14 protein-coding genes are annotated in these 18,485 nt (G+C 68.3%); 9 read left to right on the top strand and 5 right to left on the bottom strand.

Annotated elements, in window-relative coordinates; genetic code table 11:
- Positions 1 to 25: 25 nt before the first annotated feature.
- From ASF25_RS16265 to ASF25_RS16275, 3 genes are all read left to right on the top strand, one after another.
- Positions 26 to 946: a transglutaminase family protein gene (locus ASF25_RS16265; RefSeq protein ID WP_056262094.1), complete on the top strand. Its 921-nt coding sequence runs from the start codon at positions 26 to 28 to the stop codon at positions 944 to 946.
- A 74-nt stretch (positions 947 to 1,020) separates the two neighbouring features.
- Positions 1,021 to 1,827, top strand: coding sequence for a transglutaminase family protein (locus ASF25_RS16270; protein ID WP_056305909.1), 807 nt, complete (start codon positions 1,021 to 1,023; stop codon positions 1,825 to 1,827).
- A gap of 105 nt (positions 1,828 to 1,932) precedes the next feature.
- Positions 1,933 to 2,586 carry a L,D-transpeptidase gene (locus ASF25_RS16275; protein ID WP_056262098.1) on the top strand — a complete coding sequence of 218 codons (654 nt, stop codon included), beginning with the start codon at positions 1,933 to 1,935 and terminating at the stop codon, positions 2,584 to 2,586.
- A gap of 117 nt (positions 2,587 to 2,703) precedes the next feature.
- Here ASF25_RS16275 and ASF25_RS16280 read toward each other — a convergent pair whose 3' ends face one another.
- Positions 2,704 to 3,033: a hypothetical protein gene (locus ASF25_RS16280; RefSeq protein WP_244473075.1), complete on the bottom strand. Its 330-nt coding sequence runs from the start codon at positions 3,031 to 3,033 to the stop codon at positions 2,704 to 2,706.
- A 247-nt stretch (positions 3,034 to 3,280) separates the two neighbouring features.
- On the bottom strand, positions 3,281 to 3,772 hold the full coding sequence (locus ASF25_RS16285; protein ID WP_056174137.1) for a phasin: 492 nt from the start codon (positions 3,770 to 3,772) through the stop codon (positions 3,281 to 3,283).
- A 206-nt stretch (positions 3,773 to 3,978) separates the two neighbouring features.
- Here ASF25_RS16285 and ASF25_RS16290 point away from each other — a divergent pair, with 206 nt between their 5' ends.
- From ASF25_RS16290 to ASF25_RS16315, 6 genes are all read left to right on the top strand, one after another.
- Complete coding sequence (locus tag ASF25_RS16290) at positions 3,979 to 6,747, top strand: HAMP domain-containing sensor histidine kinase (RefSeq protein WP_056305911.1); 2,769 nt, start codon at positions 3,979 to 3,981, stop codon at positions 6,745 to 6,747.
- A gap of 47 nt (positions 6,748 to 6,794) precedes the next feature.
- A complete protein-coding gene (locus tag ASF25_RS16295) occupies positions 6,795 to 7,064 on the top strand; it encodes a hypothetical protein (protein ID WP_082479258.1) in 270 nt (89 codons plus the stop codon).
- Between the two features lie 152 nt (positions 7,065 to 7,216).
- The gene (acs, locus tag ASF25_RS16300) at positions 7,217 to 9,166 is read left to right on the top strand and encodes an acetate--CoA ligase (RefSeq protein ID WP_056173597.1); all 1,950 of its coding nucleotides are present in this window, start codon (positions 7,217 to 7,219) and stop codon (positions 9,164 to 9,166) included.
- A 121-nt stretch (positions 9,167 to 9,287) separates the two neighbouring features.
- Positions 9,288 to 9,596 carry a DUF485 domain-containing protein gene (locus ASF25_RS16305; protein ID WP_056173595.1) on the top strand — a complete coding sequence of 103 codons (309 nt, stop codon included), beginning with the start codon at positions 9,288 to 9,290 and terminating at the stop codon, positions 9,594 to 9,596.
- Positions 9,593 to 11,287: a cation acetate symporter gene (locus ASF25_RS16310; protein WP_056173592.1), complete on the top strand. Its 1,695-nt coding sequence runs from the start codon at positions 9,593 to 9,595 to the stop codon at positions 11,285 to 11,287. Before ASF25_RS16305 ends, ASF25_RS16310 begins: the two co-directional genes overlap by 4 nt.
- Positions 11,288 to 11,667: 380 nt before the next feature.
- Complete coding sequence (locus ASF25_RS16315; RefSeq protein WP_082479296.1) at positions 11,668 to 13,413, top strand: MFS transporter; 1,746 nt, start codon at positions 11,668 to 11,670, stop codon at positions 13,411 to 13,413.
- A gap of 141 nt (positions 13,414 to 13,554) precedes the next feature.
- Here the strand turns inward: ASF25_RS16315 and ASF25_RS16320 are convergent, their stop codons facing one another.
- The 3 genes from ASF25_RS16320 to ASF25_RS16330 form a co-directional block, all read right to left on the bottom strand.
- Positions 13,555 to 14,907 carry a DUF2252 domain-containing protein gene (locus ASF25_RS16320; RefSeq protein WP_056305914.1) on the bottom strand — a complete coding sequence of 451 codons (1,353 nt, stop codon included), beginning with the start codon at positions 14,905 to 14,907 and terminating at the stop codon, positions 13,555 to 13,557.
- 56 nt (positions 14,908 to 14,963) lie between these two features.
- Complete coding sequence (gene purH / locus ASF25_RS16325) at positions 14,964 to 16,571, bottom strand: bifunctional phosphoribosylaminoimidazolecarboxamide formyltransferase/IMP cyclohydrolase (RefSeq protein WP_056305917.1); 1,608 nt, start codon at positions 16,569 to 16,571, stop codon at positions 14,964 to 14,966.
- Between the two features lie 76 nt (positions 16,572 to 16,647).
- Positions 16,648 to 18,372 (bottom strand): heparinase II/III family protein, encoded by a 1,725-nt coding sequence (locus ASF25_RS16330; protein ID WP_056305919.1) that lies wholly within the window; start codon positions 18,370 to 18,372, stop codon positions 16,648 to 16,650.
- Positions 18,373 to 18,485 lie beyond the last annotated feature (113 nt).

Raw genomic sequence — 18,485 nt, forward strand, 5'->3', positions numbered from 1 at the left:
CCGCCCGGCGCGGTGGAGCCGATTCGTGCCGATTCTGTCCGTCCGCCACATCACCACGTATCGCTATCGTCAGCCGGTGGCGTTCGGCGAGCACCGGATCATGTTCCGGCCGCGCGACAGTTACGATCAGCGGCTCCTCTCCGCCGCCCTGAAGATCACGCCCGAGCCGGTGTCGTTGCGCTGGCTGCACGACGTGTTCGGCAATTGCGTCGCCGTGGCGTCCTTCCAGGGGCGGGCCTCTACCCTGACCTTCGACTGCACCATCACCCTCGATCACACGCCCGAACTCGCGCCGATCTTCCCGCTCGCCCCGCACGCGGCCTTCTACCCGTTCGGCTACGGCGCCGATGACATCCCCGACCTCAGCCGCTCGATGGAGCGGCAGCATCCCGATCCGCGCAACGAGGTCGACGCCTGGGCCCGCGGCTTCGTCCCGCCCAACGGCCGGATCGCGACCCAGGATCTCCTCGCCGAGATGACCCGCAGCGTTCGGCGCAACTTCGCCTACCTCGCTCGCTCGGAGAAGGGCGTCCAGGACCCGGTCACCACCCTGCGCTTGAAGCGCGGGAGCTGTCGCGACTTCGCCGTGCTGATGATCGAGGCCGTGCGGGCGCTCGGCATGGCCGCACGGTTCGTCTCCGGCTACCTCTACAACCCGCGTGGCGACCGTGAACGCCATGTCGGCGGCGGCTCCACCCATGCCTGGGTGCAGGTCTACCTGCCGGGTGCCGGCTGGATCGAATTCGATCCGACCAACGGGATCGTGGGCAACCGCGACCTGATCCGCGTCGCCGTTGCCCGCGATCCGCGCCAGGCCGTGCCCCTGCACGGCTCCTTCTTCGGGTTTCCCGCGGACGACCTCGGCATGACCGTGAGCGTCGCCGTGGATGAAGTCGAGCCGGGTGCTGGCGATGCACGGGTTCCGGACCCTATGATCGCGCGTTGACGGTCCAATTACTGCATTGCCCGGATCTTCCCGCGGGACACGACATTTCAAATTCGAGAGATTGGGTAAGCGTCATGAAGATCAGGACTGGGTTCGACATCGCCTTCGAATCGGCTCAGCCGACCCCCATGATCCTGGCGCTGAGCGTCCATCCCTCCCGGATGCCCGACCTGCTCACGCCGCATATGATCACTTTCGATCCGCCGATCCCGTCGCAGGAATACCGTGACGTCTTCGACAACATCCTCACGCGCATCGTCACGCCGACGGGGCGGCTGACCATCTCGGCCGATTTCATCGTTCAGGATTCCGGGCAGCCAGACGTGTACGCCCCCTGGGCACAGCAGATCGAGGTCCAGAACCTCCCGTCGGACGTGCTCGTCTACCTCCTCGGCAGCCGCTACTGCGACACGGACAAGCTGTCCGAGACGGCCTGGTCCCTGTTCGGCGGCACGCCCATGGGCTGGGGCCGGGTTCAGGCCATCGTCGACTACGTTCACGAGCGAATCCGCTTCGACTACATGTGTGCGGACGCCACCCGCACGGCCTGGGACGGGTTCATGCAGCGCCAGGGCGTGTGCCGGGACTTCGCGCACCTCGCGGTCGCCTTCTGTCGGTGCATGAACATCCCGGCACGCTACTGCACCGGCTATCTCGGCGACATCGGGATTCCGCCCGTGCCCGATCCGATGGATTTCTCGGCCTGGTTCGAGGTCTATCTCGACGGAGGCTGGTACACCTTCGACGCCCGCCACAACACGCCGCGCATCGGCCGCATCGTCATGGCCCGGGGACGGGATGCCACGGACGTGGCGATCACCACCAACTTCGGCTACGCGCACCTCGCCCGCTTCGACGTGCACACCGACGAGGTGTTCTGATCGCGCGCGATCGGCGGAGAAACGAAATCTTCAGGGCCTCGTGGAACCGGCACCCTACGCTTACGCTTGTATAGCAAAGGTTACGCTTCAGGTAAGGCATCAACGATGAAGACCTTGGCCTCCGCCCTCGCGGGCATTCTCAGCGTCTGTGTCCTGTCCAGCAGCCCGGTGCTGGCGAACCCCTACGATCCCTTCGGCGGCGATGCCGGCGAAGACTACTACGCCGACCCCGCTTACGGGCAGACCGGCGCGAGCCCCTATGGCTACCAGGGCACGGTCGGCCAGGGTGTCCAGGCCGCTCCCCAGGCGCAGGTGGCTCCGATCCCGCGTGAACTCGTCGCCTTCCGGGGCGACTACAAGCCCGGGACCGTCGTGGTCTCGACCTCCGAGCGCCGGCTGTACTTCGTCCTGCCGGGTGGCGAGGCGATTCGCTATGGCGTCGGCGTCGGTCGCCCGGGCTTCACGTGGTCTGGCACCAAGACCGTGACGGCCAAGAAGGAATGGCCGTCGTGGACTCCGCCAGCCGCCATGATTGCCCGCCGTCCCGATCTGCCGCGCTACATGGCCGGCGGAGTCGAGAACCCCCTCGGCGCACGGGCCATGTACATCGGCAACACCGAGTACCGCATCCATGGCTCCAACGAGCCGGACACCATCGGGCAGGCGGTCTCCTCGGGCTGCATCCGGATGACCAACGAGGACGTCACCGACCTCTACGAGCGTGTCCGGGTCGGTGCCAAGGTCGTCGTTCTGAACTGATCCTTTCGGGCGCCGGCCGGAAACCGACGTAAATCGAAATCGCCGCCCCTTCGTTCGAGGGGGCGGCGATTTCGTGTCCGTAGACGGGGTGCAGGAGATGGGGGCCAGGCCGGTCCGTTACGGGACCACCCGGCCGACGGCGGTCTGCGGCGCGCTGAACGAGGCGATGGGCATGTCGCAGAAGCAGCGTACACCGAGGGGGCGCGGCCCCGGCAAGGGACAGGAATAGGGCTTGAAGCCCGTGAGACCGGACTGCACGGCGTCGCAATTGAGGCCCGTCGCGACCCGGCGCGGCGGCGGACGCCCGTAGGGATCGTCATAGGCGCGGCGCGGCGGAGGCCCACGGTCGTCGTAGTAGCGGCGCGGCGGCGGACGGTCGTAACCGTCGTCGTAGTATTGTGCGCTGGCGCCTTGGGACCCGAGCACGGCGGTCAGGGCCGCGACCATCACGCTGATTCGGTAGGCAGGTCGCATCGGGATACGCAGCTCCTCGATTGATCCGGTCCGCTCGTGGCGGGACGCCCGGCGGGGCGCAACCGTTAAGGCATCGCGGCGCGGAGGGGAATCGGGTTTTCGAGCATGGCGCCTAGGAATATGGCGACGACGAAAACGGCCCGCCCCGCTGGGATGCGGGACGAGCCGTCGGGCGTCGATCGGTGGCTTGACCGAACCGGGATCTCGGACGAGCCGGATCTCAGTTGTTGGTGGCGTTGCGCAGGGCCTGCTCGGTGTCGGCGCCGGCCTTACGCGCGGCTTCGGCCCCCTGCTCCATGGCCTTGCGGGCCTGCTCAGCCGATTCCTGCATGACGCCCTTGGCCTTCTCTGCGCTCTGCTGCATCGCCGTCTGAGCGAGACCGCCGAACTCCTTGGCCTGCGCCTGGATCGCCGCGAACTGGCTGCGGACGAACTCCGCCTGATGCTGCATGGCCTCCTGGAGGTCGCGCGAGCGGACCAGCTTCTGGGCGAGGTCGAAGGCCGCCGTCACGTTCTGCTCGGCGAACTCGAAGCCGCGGGCGGACACGTCGTGCGCGCTGGTGCGGGCGGTCTCGGCCGAACCCTGGACCGTATCGGCTGTGCGACGGGCGGCGCTGATGAATGAATCGAACGCCTTGCGGGCCTGATCGACACTCTTCTCGGCGAAGTCGCGCATCTCGGCGGGGACTTCATAATTCGGGGTGCTGGTCATCATCCTCTCCTTCTTGGACTGCTTGTTGATTCGTTCGTTGTGCGCTGCACAATAACACACCGTCCGCCCTATGCCACCCTGTGCGGCTGCATTAAGATTGACAACAGGTAAACGTGTGGCGCCACCGATTGATGTCCACTCTCCGGCCCGGCTGGGGTTAAGAGAAAACATCCTCTCCATAAGCTCGCCACGTGAAACGGGTGCGAATGTTCGATAACGGGGTCGAAGGGCTTGTCCCGGACGATGCGGCGCTGGGAGCCCTGGTGCGGAGTCTCGGGGGCGAACCGCGCCTCGGGCCGCTCCTGAACGTGCCCGGCTGCGCCCTGCTGATCTTCGACGAGGCCGGTACCCGCCTCGTCCACGCATCCAGTGCGGCACGTCCTTTGGCGCATGCCATCGCGGACGCGAACGGGGTCGTCCTGCCGAGCCTTCGTCTCGCTGCGCAGATCCAGGCGACGCCCCGGCCCGCCCTGACCCGAATCCGGTTCGACCGGCGCGGCCTTGCCCCGCCGACGACCTGTCTCGTGGTTCTGGGGACGGTGTCCGACGGTCGCGTCGTGCGGGTTCTCGTCCTGACGGAGGCCGTTCCCCGACTGCGCCCCGTCGTGCCGGCTGCTCCGAGCGGGCATCCCGAGACAGTCCCGCCCGCCGCGTCCTCCCTGCCTGCGGCGGAGGCGGATGTGCCCGCGGATGTGCCAGCCGAGCCGAGCGCCGTTCCGCGCTTCACCTGGACGACCGATGCGGCCGGCACCCTCGTGCGTGTGGACGGTCCGGCCGGCGCACTCCTGCGCGGCGCGATCGTCGGGCGATCCTGGACCGCGTTGTCGCAAGGCGGCATCGCCCGGGATGCCGAAGGTCTGCTCGCCGTCCTCGCCGCCAACCGCACGTTCCGGGCGATCCCCTTGTGCATCCACCTCGCCGGCCCGAGCCGTGTCGTCGAACTCGACCTGTCCGGGGCGCCGCTGGCGCGCACCGGACAGCCGCCACGCGGGTTCGCGGGCTTCGGCATCGTGCGCGGCGTCGAGGCCGCTGCTGTATCCGAACCCGAAGCGGTCGTCCCGACCCCCCCCACCCCGGTACCACTCTCCGAGGCCGCACCACAGGAGGACCCGACGCAACGACTTGAGACCGCGCCGGACGAGCCGATCTCGGAACCCTCGCCGTCGGAAGCCGCATCCGGCACGCCGGCCCCGGACGTCGATCTATCCCCGACGACCCAAGAAACACCGGTGACCCAAGAAACACCGGTGACCCAAGAAACACCGGTGACCCAAGGAACACCGGTGACCCACGAGTCCCTGACGACTCACGAGCATGCGGCGTTCCGCGAGATCGCCCGCGCCCTGGGTGCGCGTTTCGCCGGCGACGATCTGGCGGAGGCTTCGCGCGACGAGGGACGTGCCAACCCGAGCGGCGCCGTGATGGCATTTCCCGGACCGCCGCCCCGGGCGCCTGAGCCGGAGGAGCCGGCGCCGGACGCGGCCGTGGTCGCCACGCTCGAACGCCTGCCCACGGGCGTACTCGTCTATCGGGGCGACGACGTCCTGTTCGCCAACCGCACGCTCCTCGATCTCGCCGGGTTTCCCGATTTCCCGGCCCTCGTGGCGGCCGGCGGCATCGCTCACCTGTTCCGCGGTCTGCCCCCGCACGAACGCCCGACGAGCGACGCGCCCGCGATCCTGACGGCGCGCGACGGCGCCCATCGCGGCGTCGAACTCCAGCGCTCGGCCATCGATTGGTGCGGCCGCCCGGCCGAAATTCTTCTCGCGCGCGACGCTGTGAAGGACGAACCGGCCCGCGCACGAACGGCCGAGCGGATCGCGCAGGATTTCGCCGCGCGCCGTGCCCAGGACGCCCTCGGCATCCTCGACGCCCTCGACGAGGGGGTCGTCACCCTGGACGACAGCGCCCGCATCCTCGCCCTCAACCGTGCGGCCGCCGCTCTGTTCGGTGCCGATCCCCGCGAGGTCGTGGGTGAGAGTTTCCTCAGTCTGTTCGCGCCGGAAAGCGCCGTCGACGTGCTGGCCGCCACGCATGGCGTTCCCGAACCGGGATCGTCCCCCGGCGAAGCGGCCTGCGAAGTGATCGCCCGCGGGCCGGACGGCCCCCTCCCCCTCCGGCTGACCATCCGCACGGTCCCGCGCGACGCCGAGACCCGGCTCTGCGCGATCCTTCGTCCGCAGCGCGGGCCGGATGTGCGGCTCACCCAGGATGCAGCGGCGTCCTCCTCGGAGGCCCTGCGTCTCGCCGAGACGGCGAACGTTCGGAAATCGGCGTTCCTGGCTCGGGTCAGCCACGCCATCCGGACGCCGATGAGCGGCATCCTCGGGTTCACGGATCTGATGCTCACCGAGCCCTTCGGTCCCCTGGGCAACGAGCGCTACCGCAACTACCTCGACGACATTCGCAAATCCGGTTCGGAGGTTCTGGGCCTCGTCGACGATCTCAACGACCTCGCCCGGATCGAGGCCGGGCATCTCGATCTCGACTTCACCGAGATTCCCCTGAACGATCTCGTCTCGCGCTGCGTCGCCCAGATGCAGCCGGAGGCCGCGCGCGAGCGCATCGTGGTGCGGACGAGTTTCTCAGCCGATCTCGCGCCGCTGCTCGCCGACGAACGCTCCCTGCGTCAGGCGGCCTTGACGGTCATCGCCAATGCGATCCGCTTCACCGAGGCCGGCGGTCAGGTCATCGTCTCCACCACCATGGCCGACCGGGGCGAGATCGCCCTCAGGGTCCGCGACACCGGCATCGGCCTCACGCCCGACGAGATCGAGACCCTGCTGGAGCCTTACCGCGCCGCGCCGGTGCAGGGCCCGCGCCCGGGTGGAGACACCGGCCTCGGCCTGCCGATCACCAAGGCCCTGGTGGAGGCCAACCGCGGCGAGTTCCGGATCACCAGCCGCAAGGACGAGGGCACCCTGGTGGAGATGCTGTTCCCCGCAGCCCAGGCGAGCCGGCGCGCGGAAGGCTAGAACCTCGCGCAGGCTCCGCGCGTTGTCTGAAAAAGCAGGAGGTTCCCATGCTCAGGATCGTATGGAGCCGTGTGTTCCTGGTCGCAGGTCTGATGGCCTTGGCCGCCACCCCCGCCCCGGCGCAGGGGACGGACGCGGCGCCCCTGAAGAACCTCGAATCCGCCGGCGAATTTCGCAACATCACCTCCACCGGGGTGACCAAGCCGCCGGGCCGGGCCCTCGACGGCGCGAGCCCCCGGGAATCCGCCGAGCCGACCCGACGCGAGCGCACCCTCGACCGCAAGATCGGGTCGGGAATCTGCACCGGCTGCAACTGACTGCGCCACCGCCCGATCTTCGGGCAACCTGTCCAGAAGTCTCGCCGGTAAGGTGCTTGCAGCGACTATCCCCCTAAGCATAAGAAGGTTTTGGGAAGCCCCGGCTGCGCGGATCATCGCGATACGATCGGGCACCGCTCAGGGAAAACGTCATGGACGAGAAGGTGGTGGCAGTCCGCACCGAGTGGGTCGAAGGTGCCCATGTGGACGATGCGAAGTATCAGGCCATGTACAGGGCCTCCGTCGACGACCCTGCCGCATTCTGGGGCGAGCACGGCAAGCGGATCGACTGGTCCACACCGTTCACCAAGGTGAAGCAGACCAGCTTCGAGCCGGGCAATATCGACATCAAGTGGTTCGAGGACGGACGCACCAACGTCGCCTACAACTGCATCGATCGCCACCTCGAGACACGCGGCGATCAGGTCGCGATCATCTGGGAGGGCGACGACCCGACGGAATCCAAGCACATCACCTACCGTCAGCTTCACGCCGAAGTCTGCCGGATGGCGAACGTGCTGCGCAATCGTGGCGTCTCGAAGGGTGACCGCGTCACCCTCTACCTGCCGATGATTCCCGAGGCCGCCTACGCCATGCTCGCCTGCGCGCGGCTCGGGGCGATCCATTCCATCGTGTTCGGCGGGTTCTCGCCGGATTCCCTCGCCGGCCGCATCGAGGGCTGCGCCTCCAAGCTCGTCATCACGGCCGACGAGGGCCTGCGCGGCGGCCGCAAGGTTCCGCTGAAGGCCAATGTCGATGCGGCCATCGCGCGTCTCGGCAAGGACGCCGTGGACCACGTGGTGGTGGTGCGCCGCACGGGCTCCGACGTCGCCATGGAGCCGGGCCGCGACGTCTATTACGACGAGGCCGCCGCTCAGGTCACCGACGAGTGCCCGGCCGAGGCCGTGGAGGCCGAGCACCCGCTCTTCATCCTCTACACCTCCGGCTCCACCGGCCAGCCCAAGGGCGTGGTCCACACCACCGGCGGCTACCTCGTCTACGCGTCGATGACGCACCAATACGTCTTCGATTATCGCGAGGGCGAGGTCTACTGGTGCACCGCCGATGTCGGCTGGGTGACGGGGCACAGCTACATCGTCTACGGGCCGCTCGCCAACGGCGCCACGACGCTGATGTTCGAGGGCATCCCGACCTATCCGTCGAACTCCCGCTTCTGGGACGTCGTCGACAAGCACAAGGTCAACATCTTCTACACCGCGCCCACCGCCATCCGCTCCCTCATGGGCGGCGGCGAAGCCCCGGTGAAGCGGACCTCGCGGTCGTCCCTGCGGGTCCTCGGCTCCGTCGGCGAACCGATCAACCCCGAGGCCTGGGAGTGGTACTTCAAGGTGGTGGGCGATTCCCGGTGCCCCATCGTCGACACCTGGTGGCAGACCGAGACCGGCGGCATCCTCATCACCCCCCTGCCGGGCGCCACCAAGCTCAAGCCCGGCTCGGCCACCCGGCCGTTCTTCGGCGTGCAGCCGATCATCGTCGATGCCGAAGGCAAGGTCCTCGACGGTCCGTGCGAGGGCAATCTGTGTATCGCGGATTCCTGGCCCGGCCAGATGCGCACGGTCTACGGCGACCACGAGCGCTTCGAGCAGACCTACTTCGCGACCTATCCCGGCACCTACTTCACGGGTGACGGCTGCCGGCGCGACGCCGACGGCTATTACTGGATCACGGGGCGTGTCGACGACGTGATCAACGTCTCGGGGCACCGGATGGGAACGGCGGAGGTGGAATCCTCCCTCGTGGCCCACGCCAAGGTCTCCGAGGCGGCGGTGGTCGGGTATCCCCATGCCATGAAGGGACAGGGCATCTACGCCTACGTCACCCTGATGGAGGGCGAGGAGGGCTCGGACGACCTGCGCAAGCAGCTCGTGGCCTGGGTCCGCAAGGATATCGGCCCGATCGCGTCTCCGGACCTGATCCAGTTCGCGCCCGGTCTGCCGAAGACCCGCTCGGGCAAGATCATGCGTCGCATCCTGCGCAAGATCGCGGAGGACGAGTTCTCGTCCCTCGGCGACACCTCGACCCTCGCCGAGCCGGCGGTCGTCGACGACCTCATCGAGAATCGCCAGAACCGGACTCACTGAGCGACACCGGTCCGATCATCCGCGCGGGCATTCCGATGCCCGCGCACCTGCGTTCGCACACACGCTTCGTCACAACGGGATGCTGGTCCGTCAAGAGACAGCGCCCGGGGAGGATCATGTCATGTCGGATCTCGAGACTGCGCGCGTCGCGCAGAATCCGCGTTTCCAAGAGCTCGTCCACGAGCGCACGCGGTTCGGCTGGACGCTCACCGCCATCATGCTGTTGATCTACTTCGGCTTCATCGGCCTCATCGCGTTCGACAAGGCGCTGCTGGCCGTGAAGATCGGCGGCGGCACCGCCTCCCTCGGCCTCGTCCTCGGCGTCACCGTGATCGTGCTCGCCTTCATCCTCACGGGCATCTACGTCCAGCGCGCCAACGGCCGCTACGATGACCTGACCGCCGCGCTGAAGCGGGATCTCGGCCGATGATCCGCCTCCGGCACCCCATCGTCCTCGGCACCACCCTCGCGGGCCTCGCCGCCAGCGTCGCCTACGCGGCCGGCCCGGACCTCGGCAACGTCACGAAATCGGCGACGAACTGGCCGGCCATCGGCATGTTCGCGTTCTTCGTGATTTTCACCCTCGGCATCACCTACAAGGCCGCCAAGGGCACCAAGTCGGCCGCCGACTTCTACGCCGCCGGCGGCGGCATCTCGGCCGGGACCAACTCGCTCGCCATCGCGGGCGACTACATGTCGGCCGCCTCGTTCCTCGGAATCTCCGGCCTCGTCTACACCTCGGGCTTCGACGGGCTGATCTACTCCACCGGCTTCCTCGTAGGCTGGCCGATCGTGCTGTTCCTCATCGCCGAGCGCCTGCGCAATCTCGGGAAGTTCACGTTCGCGGACGTGGCGAGCTTCCGCCTCGACCAGACCTCGATCCGCATCATCTCGGCCACCGGCACGCTGGTGGTGGTGGCGTTCTATCTGATCGCCCAGATGGTCGGCGCGGGGAAACTGATCCAGCTCCTGTTCGGCCTGCCCTATCTCTACGCCGTCATCATCGTCGGCGTGCTGATGATCGTCTACGTCGCCTTCGGCGGCATGAAGGCGACCACCTGGGTGCAGGTGATCAAGGCCTGCCTGCTGCTGGGCGGGGCCACCTTCATGGCCGGCGCGGTGCTCTACCGCTACGGCTTCAACCCCGAGACCCTGTTCGCCGCCGCCGTCGCCACGCACCCGAAGGGTGACGCGATCATGGCGCCGGGCGGCCTCGTCAACAACCCGATCGAGGCGATCTCGCTCGGCGTCGGCCTGATGTTCGGCACCGCCGGCCTGCCGCATATCCTGATGCGCTTCTTCACGGTGTCGGACGCCCAGGCCGCCCGCAAGTCGGTGTTCTATGCGACCGGTCTGATCGGCTACTTCTATATCCTCACGTTCATCATCGGGTTCGGTGGCATCTCCCTGCTGATGTCCGATCCGGCCTACTTCAACCTCGATGCGGCCGGCGCCTTCGACAAGCTGAAAGGCATGATCGGCGGCACCAACATGGTGGCGGTGAACCTCGCCAACGCGGTGGGCGGTCCGTACTTCCTCGGCTTCATCTCGGCCGTGGCCTTCGCGACCATCCTGGCGGTGGTGGCGGGCCTGACCCTGGCGGGTGCCTCTGCGGTCAGCCACGACCTCTACGCCCAGGTGATCGCCCGCGGGCGCACCAACGAGGCGGCGGAAGTGCGTCTCTCGAAGATCGCCGCCGTCGTCATCGGCATCGTGGCGATCTACCTCGGGTACGTCTTCGAGAACCAGAACGTCGCCTTCATGGTGGGCCTCGCCTTCTCGGTGGCGGCGAGCTGCAACTTCCCGGTCCTGGCCATGTCCATCCTGTGGAAGGGCACGACGACCTGGGGGGCGCTCATCGGCGGTCTCGTCGGCCTCGTCGCAGCCGTCGGTATGGTGGTGCTGTCGAAGGCCGTCTGGGTGACCACATTCGGCAATCCGGTCGCCATCTTTCCCTACGACAACCCGGCCCTGTTCTCGATGCCGCTCGCCTTCCTGACGATCTTCGTCGTCTCGAAGCTCGACAACACCCGTCGGGCCCAGGCCGAACGGGCGTCGTTCGAGGCACAGTTCATCCGCTCGGAGACCGGAATCGGTGCCGACGGAGCGCACGCACACTGAGGCTGCGAGGACGGAAAAGCTCGAGATCTGAAGGGGCACGGCGCAATCCGCGCCCCTTCACGCATGGGTGGACGCTTTAATCCTCGCCCAGAACAAAAAATAATTGTCATTTTACCGAATTCGTTTCGAATTCGGTACTCTCCGTTGCTGCGGCGCTATTGGGCGAAATCGAGGCGTCGCTTAGCATTCGGCCCGACGCATTCAGGAACGTCGCTCGCGGACCTGGGGCCGGTTCATGCCACCCCGGGCCACGACAACTTGGATACGCACAAGGGTCCAACAGCTACGGGCGGACAACGTTCGGGCGATCGAAATACTGGAGAAACGTCGTTATGGTTGCGTCAAGCGCAATGCCCGTCAGCGATTCGGCCACGCGGCCGATGAGTGCTGGCGAGAAGAAGGTCATCCTGGCGTCCTCACTCGGCACCGTGTTCGAGTGGTATGATTTCTACCTCTATGGTTCGCTCGCAGCGATCATCGGGGCGCAGTTCTTCTCCGCCTACCCGGAAGCCACGCGCAACGTCTTCGCCCTGCTGGCCTTCGCCGCCGGCTTCCTCGTGCGTCCGTTCGGTGCCCTGGTGTTCGGCCGTCTCGGCGACATGGTCGGCCGCAAGTACACCTTCCTCATCACCATCCTGATCATGGGCATCTCGACCTTCGTCGTCGGCCTGCTGCCCTCCTACGCGACCATGAACGAGTACGGCGTCGGCTGGGTCGCCCCCGTCGCGCTGCTGGCTTTGCGGATGCTGCAGGGCCTGGCGCTCGGCGGCGAGTATGGCGGTGCGGCGGTCTACGTGGCCGAGCACGCCCCCCGCGGCCGGCGCGGCTTCTACACCGCCTTCATCCAGACCACGGCGACCCTGGGGCTGCTGCTGTCGCTGATGGTGATCCTGTTCACCCAGATCTACGTGAACGCCAACTACGCCCCCGTGGCCACCACCCTGGCCGACGGCACGGCCGGCACCATCACGCCGTTCGCCGCCTGGGGCTGGCGCATCCCGTTCCTGGTCTCCATCGTGCTGCTCGGCGTCTCCGTCTGGATCCGCCTGCAGATGCAGGAGAGCCCGGCCTTCAAGAAGATGAAGGAAGAAGGCACTGGCTCGAAGGCGCCGCTCTCCGAGGCGTTCGGCCAGTGGCGTAACGCCAAGTGGGCCCTCCTCGCCCTGCTCGGTCTCACCGCCGGCCAGGCCGTGGTCTGGTACACCGGTCAGTTCTACGCGCTGTTCTTCCTGCAGACGATCCTGAAGGTCGACCAGTTCACCGCCAACGTGCTCATCGCCTGGTCGCTCATCCTCGGCACCGGCGGGTTCCTGTTCTTCGGCGCGCTCTCCGACAAGATCGGCCGCAAGCCGATCATCCTCGGCGGTTGCGTGATCGCGGCACTGACCTTCTTCCCGCTGTTCAAGGCGCTGACCGCTGCGGCCAATCCGGCCCTGCACGCGGCCCAGCAGAACACCCAGGTGGTGGTGAAGGCCGATCCGGCGGATTGCTCGTTCCAGTTCAATCCCGTCGGCACCGCCAAGTTCACCAACTCCTGCGACATTGCCAAGGCGCTGCTCGCCCGGTCCGCGGTGAACTACACCACAGAGCCGGTCGCCGCCGGCACCAAGGCCACCGTCACCGTCGCCGGCAAGGAGTTCGCCGCCGCCGATCCGGCCTTCGCCAAGGATGTCGGCGCCGCCCTCACCGCCTCCGGCTACCCGACCGCCAACAACCCCAGCATCGTGAAGATCGTCATCGACCCGAAGGACGGCCTGTCGAACTTCGCCAAGATGATCGACATTTTCTCGGCCCAGAAGCTGACCATCATCGGCATCCTGACGATCCTCGTCCTCTACGTGACGATGGTCTACGGCCCGATCGCGGCTGCCCTGGTCGAGCTGTTCCCGACGCGTATCCGCTACACCTCGATGTCGCTGCCCTACCACATCGGCAACGGCTGGTTCGGCGGCCTCCTGCCGGCCACTGCCTTCGCCATGGTGGCCCAGACCGGCGATATCTACTTCGGCCTCTGGTACCCGATCGTCATCGCCCTCGCGACCGCCGTCATCGGGGCCCTGTTCATCCCCGAGACCAAGGATCGCGATATCTTCACCTACGACGAGGCACCGGCCCGCTCGGCCTGAGCCTCATGGACCCCGAAGGGGGACGATATCCGGCACATTCGTCCGGACGTCGCCTGCCTTCGGGCAGCGGATGAGAAAAGGCCCCGTCGCAGGACGGGGCCTTTTTCGTCGGATGCGAGCGGGATCGGCCGGAGCCGGCGTTCACCCCTCCGCGTCGACCATCGCGGCGTGATCGGCCTGGGTCTGCCGCGCGTAGCGGATGGCGAACTCGGCGATGGCCTCGTCGAAGGCCGACCCCCGTCCGAGGTAGCCCGCGATGGTGGTCGCGTCGCCGGAGCGCGCATGCGCTCGCGCGAGGGTGGTTCCGCACAGCTTCGCGTAGGCCTTCGCCCCGCTCTCGGCGAGGATCTCGGCCACGGCCGAGAGCTTCTTGTTCTTCAGCTGCCGCACGTAATAGGAGCGGCCGCTCGGCCCGGAATGGGACGTGCCGAGAAACGGGTCGCTCGCCGCCTGCATGATGCGCTGTCCGTCGATGACGCGCTGGCCCTCCGACGCAAGGAAGAACGGGCTCAGGGCCAGGGGAGCCAGAACCGAGGGCCGCGCTTCCTTGATCTGAAGGAACAGCGGCGCCCCATCGGCATCGGCGTAGATCCCGACGGCGCAGACCGTACCCACGGAGCCGATCCCCACGACCTTGAAGGCCACGTCGCGCTGAACGTAGCGCAGCACCAGGAGGTTGCGGTCGGCGGTCAGGCTCTGCGGGTAGGTCAGCAGCGCCGCCGCCGCCTCGTCGACCGCCTCGGTCAAGCCGTTCGCACCGGCATGGAAGATCGTCGGCGCCTTGTCGGCGATGCGCCAGTGCGCCGGGTCGGAACGCTGTGTGGCCGGATCCAGGTCGGGCGCGTCCCCGTGGCTGAGGCCGTCGGAGGTCTCGGTGGCGGCCTTGGCCAGGAGGCTGCGGCAGAGGTCGCCATCGCCGAGGCGTCCGATCTCGTGGCCGAGGTCGATCCGGCTGTGCCAGACGCTCAGCGGAGCCAGGTCGGAGAGCGCCCGCATATGCTCGCGGTAGGCCCGCACGCCGGCCCGGGCCGCGCGGCGCGCCTTGTCCTCGCCTTGCGACAGGGCCGCGACGGCGACGCTGGCGGCGAGGCGCTTCACGTCGATGGTGAAGTCGACGTTCCACAGGGTCTCGTCGAAATCGTTGATGTCGAACAGGGTCTGCCCTTCGGGGCTGCGATACACTCCGAAATTGCCGATATGGCAGTCGCCGCACGCCTGGACCGGGATGCCCGGCGCCGGCGCACCGACGAGGTCGGCGGCCATCACGGCGGCGGCCCCGCGTAGGAAGGCGAAGGGGTTCGCCCGCATGCGCTCGTGGCGCAGGGGAATGAGTTCGATGAGCCGGCCGGAATCGCCGGCGTTCAGGATCGCCAGGGGATCGCGACCCGGCGCCGGCTGCCATTCGGCGTGGGACTCGCGCGGCACCGAATCGCGCAGGCGCTTGCCGGCCGCGCGGCGCTCGCCACGGCGGGATGAGGTCTGGGTGTCGGTCATGGAGGTAGGCCTCGGTCGGGATGCGGCACGTTGCGCGGGCGGCGCGACCTGCGAGATCAGTGCCGGAAGTGGCGGTGTCCGGTGAACACCATCGCGAGGCCGGCGGCGTCGGCGGCGGCGATCACCTCGGCGTCCCGCATGGAGCCGCCCGGCTGGATCACCGCCGTCGCACCCGCTTCGGCCGCGGCGAGGAGGCCGTCGGCGAACGGGAAGAACGCATCCGAGGCGACCACCGCACCCTTGGCGAGGCTCTCGGCGGCTCCGATGCGCGCCGCACCCTCGGCGGCCTTCCAGGCGGCGATGCGGGAGGAATCCACCCGCGACATCTGCCCGGCGCCGATGCCGACGGTGGCGCCGTCGCGGGCATACACGATGGCGTTCGACTTCACGTGCTTGGCGATGCGGTAGGCAAAGCGCAGGTCGGCGTATTCCCGCTCGGTGGGCGCGCGCTTCGTCACCACATCCAGCGGCATGTCGTCGATGACGGCGGCATCCCGGTCCTGAACGAGGAAGCCGCCGGACAACGTCTTCACCGTCTCGCCGGTCGCGCGCGGGTCGGGCAGGCCGCCGGCGAGGAGCAGCCGGAGGTTCTTCTTTCCCGCCACGATGGCGATGGCCTCGGGGCTCGCATCGGGCGCGATGATCACCTCGGTGAAGATCTCGACGATCCGCGCCGCGGCCTCGGCGTCCAGGGTCCGGTTCAGGGCGACGATGCCGCCGAAGGCCGAGGTCGGGTCGCAGGCGAGGGCCCGCTCGTAGGCCTCGACGAGGCTCGCACCCTCGGCGACCCCGCACGGATTGGCGTGCTTGATGATCGCCACCGCGGCGATGCGGGCGGGATCGAACTCGGCCACGCATTCGTAGGCCGCGTCGGTGTCGTTGAAGTTGTTGTAGGACAACTCCTTGCCCTGAAGCTGGCGCGCGCTGGCGATTCCGGCGCGGACGAGCCCCGGCGCCCGGTAGAAGGCGGCCTTCTGATGCGGGTTCTCGCCGTAGCGCAGGCTTTGCGCGAGGCTCCCCCCGATGGCGCGGAAGGCCGGAGCCGAGGTCCCGGCCGTGCCCTCGCTCTGCCCTGCCATCCAGTTGGCGATGGCCGCGTCGTAGGCGGCGGTGCGCGCGAAGGCCTTGCCCGCGAGCGCCCGGCGCGTGCCGCCGCAGAGGGAGCCCCCCTGGGCATCGAGCTCGGCGAGGATCGCGCCGTAATCGGCGACATCGACCACCACGGCCACGTCGGCGTGGTTCTTGGCCGCCGCGCGGATCATCGCCGGACCGCCGACATCGATGTTCTCCACGCAGTCGTCGTAGGATGCGTCACGCGCGATGGTGGCCTCGAACGGGTAGAGGTTGACCACGAGGAGGTCGATCGCGGCGATGCCGTGAGCGGCGAGCGCGGCTTGATGCTCGGGATTGTCGCGCACCGCCAGGAGGCCGCCATGGACCGCCGGGTGCAGGGTCTTGACCCGTCCGTCCATCATCTCGGGGTAGCCGGTGAGATCGGCGACTTCCGCCACAGGCAGGCCCGCGGCCTGGAGTTCGCGGTGGGTGCCGCCGGTGGAGACGAGGGCGATGCCGCGTGCGTCGAGGGCCCGGGCGAACGCGACGAGCCCCGCCTTGTCCGAGACGGAAAGGAGCGCGCGGGTCACCCGCACCTGATCATGCGACATGGAAGGCTGTCCGGTCGAAAGCGATGGAACCGCCCGGCGCCTAACACGAAATCCCGGCAGGCGACCAGGGTGGTCCTCAGCCCGTCGTGGGTGTCGCCCTGGCGAAGCGCCAGCGCACACGGGTGTCCTCCGAAACCGTGAGGTAGAGGACGATCTGGTCCGTGCGTCGTGCGCCCGTCAGCCCGGCGAAGTAGACGCTCTCTTCCAGGGCCATCTGCGCGCCCTCGGCCTCGACATGCCAGACCTCGCCGATGGGCGAGACGAGCTCGAGACCGCCCTCCTCTCGGCCGCGGGCGGCGATGGCGGGGTGGAGGTGGAAGCGGATCGCGACCTCGTGGGCCCTCGCGCGTGCCGACCCCGACCGTACGAAGGCATCCTCGCCTTCCACAACCGACCCGTCGGCGGCCAGGCGCCAGCGCCGCTCGTGGACGAGGCCGAAATCCGGGACGTAGCCGTCGTGGCGGGCGGCGAGCACCCGCGTACCGTCGGGATCGAGGGTGCGCTCCGCCTTCACGGCCTTGGGGCCGCGCAGGACCACGGGCCCGATGCGGCTGGCGAGCCACGTCACCGCCCAGCGCTCGTACCAGGCCCCGCCCCCGGTGAGGAACCGGCACGAAGAGGAATCGGCGATGGTCGCCGTGGAATGGGCGGCGGTGCTGCGGGCGAGGCGCCGGAGTTCCGGACCGCTCGCCGGCAGGCCGCAATTGATGACGATGCGCTGGGGGCCGCTCGAGAGTTCGAACGAGAGGCAGCCCGCTCCGGCGTTGATCGAGTCGACCAGCGGCGGCGGCGCACCGACATCGGCGACCAGGAGCACGCGGCCGGCCTCCAGGCGCTCGTAGCCCGAATTCGGCGCGTGCATGAGGGGCTGGGCCATGGCACCGTCATAGACCAGCAGGGTGGCCAGATGGTCGGCGGCGGTGGCGCCCATGCCGTTGAAGTGGCTCAGCGAGGCGTCGGCGTGGCGCAGGAGCCGCAAGAGGGGCAGCATCCGGTCGACGGCGTGAAGCAGCGCCTCCGGCGGGTCGATGCCGCGCCCGAGGAAACTTTGGCGCAGGGGCAGGAGGTCGAGGAGCAGCTCCATGGCGAAGCGCGGATCGCGGCTGCGGTGGCCGCCATCCGGCATGATCTGACGTTCGAGTTCGCGCACGAGGATGCGCGTGGCTCGCCTCAGGATCGGCTGAATGCCCTCGCAGCACAGCCCGGCATAGCAGAGCGCGACGGCGGCGAGCAGCCGGGTCTGGGGGGAGATCCCACGCCGCAGGTCGCGCTCGAGATCGCGCGCAGTCCGGCCGATGGTCTTGAGGAAGGCCTGATAGAAGGCGTGGTCGGCCCCCTCCAGCACCAGGGGGGACTGGCACAGGAAGGCGATGAGCCGGCGGGCCGCCACGGGCGTCGGTTTGGCGAGCCCCGCCTCGCCGCGCCCGGCCATGAAGTCGGCCACGAACGCACGGGCGTTGGCGCGGGCCAGGGCCGTGTCGGCGGCGCGCAGGTGGCGCAGCCAGCCGAAACCGTAGAGGGCGTCGGCCCATTCGGGGGATGGCGGCGCGTAATCGAACGGCGAACGCCCGCTGACGGAAAGGGACCGCCCGGCGAAGACGAACAATCCGGCATAGATGTCGTCCGCGAAAGTGGCATCGCTGGTGCGCAAGTCATGGGGCGCGATGACGAGGCCGGTGACCCGGGCACCCGCAAGAATATCGGGTCGTCCGGTGGCGCCCACATAGATATTGCGTGCAACCTGAGCGACCTCGCGGCCGATCAGCCGATAGAACCGCCAGCGATCAGCCCCCCAACGCACGCCGTCTCCCTTCCCGAAGGGCCGGCATATGTCCGGATTCCCTCGCCCTCAACCTAGGCCGTGCGTCTTAAGGGTTGGTTAACCTCATAAGACGGGGCGGTCGAGGGGGCGTG

It is taken from the genome of Methylobacterium sp. Leaf100, from assembly GCF_001422845.1.
Taxonomy (GTDB): Bacteria; Pseudomonadota; Alphaproteobacteria; order Rhizobiales; family Beijerinckiaceae; genus Methylobacterium.

Excerpts from the sequence above, each read along its gene's own strand:
- ASF25_RS16270 (WP_056305909.1), top strand. The coding sequence starts at position 1,021 with ATGAAGATCAGGACTGGGTTCGACATCGCCTTCGAATCGGCTCAGCCG.
- ASF25_RS16275 (WP_056262098.1), top strand. The coding sequence starts at position 1,933 with ATGAAGACCTTGGCCTCCGCCCTCGCGGGCATTCTCAGCGTCTGTGTC.
- ASF25_RS16280 (WP_244473075.1), bottom strand. The coding sequence starts at position 3,033 with ATGGTCGCGGCCCTGACCGCCGTGCTCGGGTCCCAAGGCGCCAGCGCA.
- ASF25_RS16285 (WP_056174137.1), bottom strand. The coding sequence starts at position 3,772 with ATGACCAGCACCCCGAATTATGAAGTCCCCGCCGAGATGCGCGACTTC.
- ASF25_RS16290 (WP_056305911.1), top strand. The coding sequence starts at position 3,979 with ATGTTCGATAACGGGGTCGAAGGGCTTGTCCCGGACGATGCGGCGCTG.
- ASF25_RS16295 (WP_082479258.1), top strand. The coding sequence starts at position 6,795 with ATGCTCAGGATCGTATGGAGCCGTGTGTTCCTGGTCGCAGGTCTGATG.
- acs (WP_056173597.1), top strand. The coding sequence starts at position 7,217 with ATGGACGAGAAGGTGGTGGCAGTCCGCACCGAGTGGGTCGAAGGTGCC.
- ASF25_RS16305 (WP_056173595.1), top strand. The coding sequence starts at position 9,288 with ATGTCGGATCTCGAGACTGCGCGCGTCGCGCAGAATCCGCGTTTCCAA.
- ASF25_RS16310 (WP_056173592.1), top strand. The coding sequence starts at position 9,593 with ATGATCCGCCTCCGGCACCCCATCGTCCTCGGCACCACCCTCGCGGGC.
- ASF25_RS16315 (WP_082479296.1), top strand. The coding sequence starts at position 11,668 with ATGAGTGCTGGCGAGAAGAAGGTCATCCTGGCGTCCTCACTCGGCACC.
- ASF25_RS16320 (WP_056305914.1), bottom strand. The coding sequence starts at position 14,907 with ATGACCGACACCCAGACCTCATCCCGCCGTGGCGAGCGCCGCGCGGCC.
- purH (WP_056305917.1), bottom strand. The coding sequence starts at position 16,571 with ATGTCGCATGATCAGGTGCGGGTGACCCGCGCGCTCCTTTCCGTCTCG.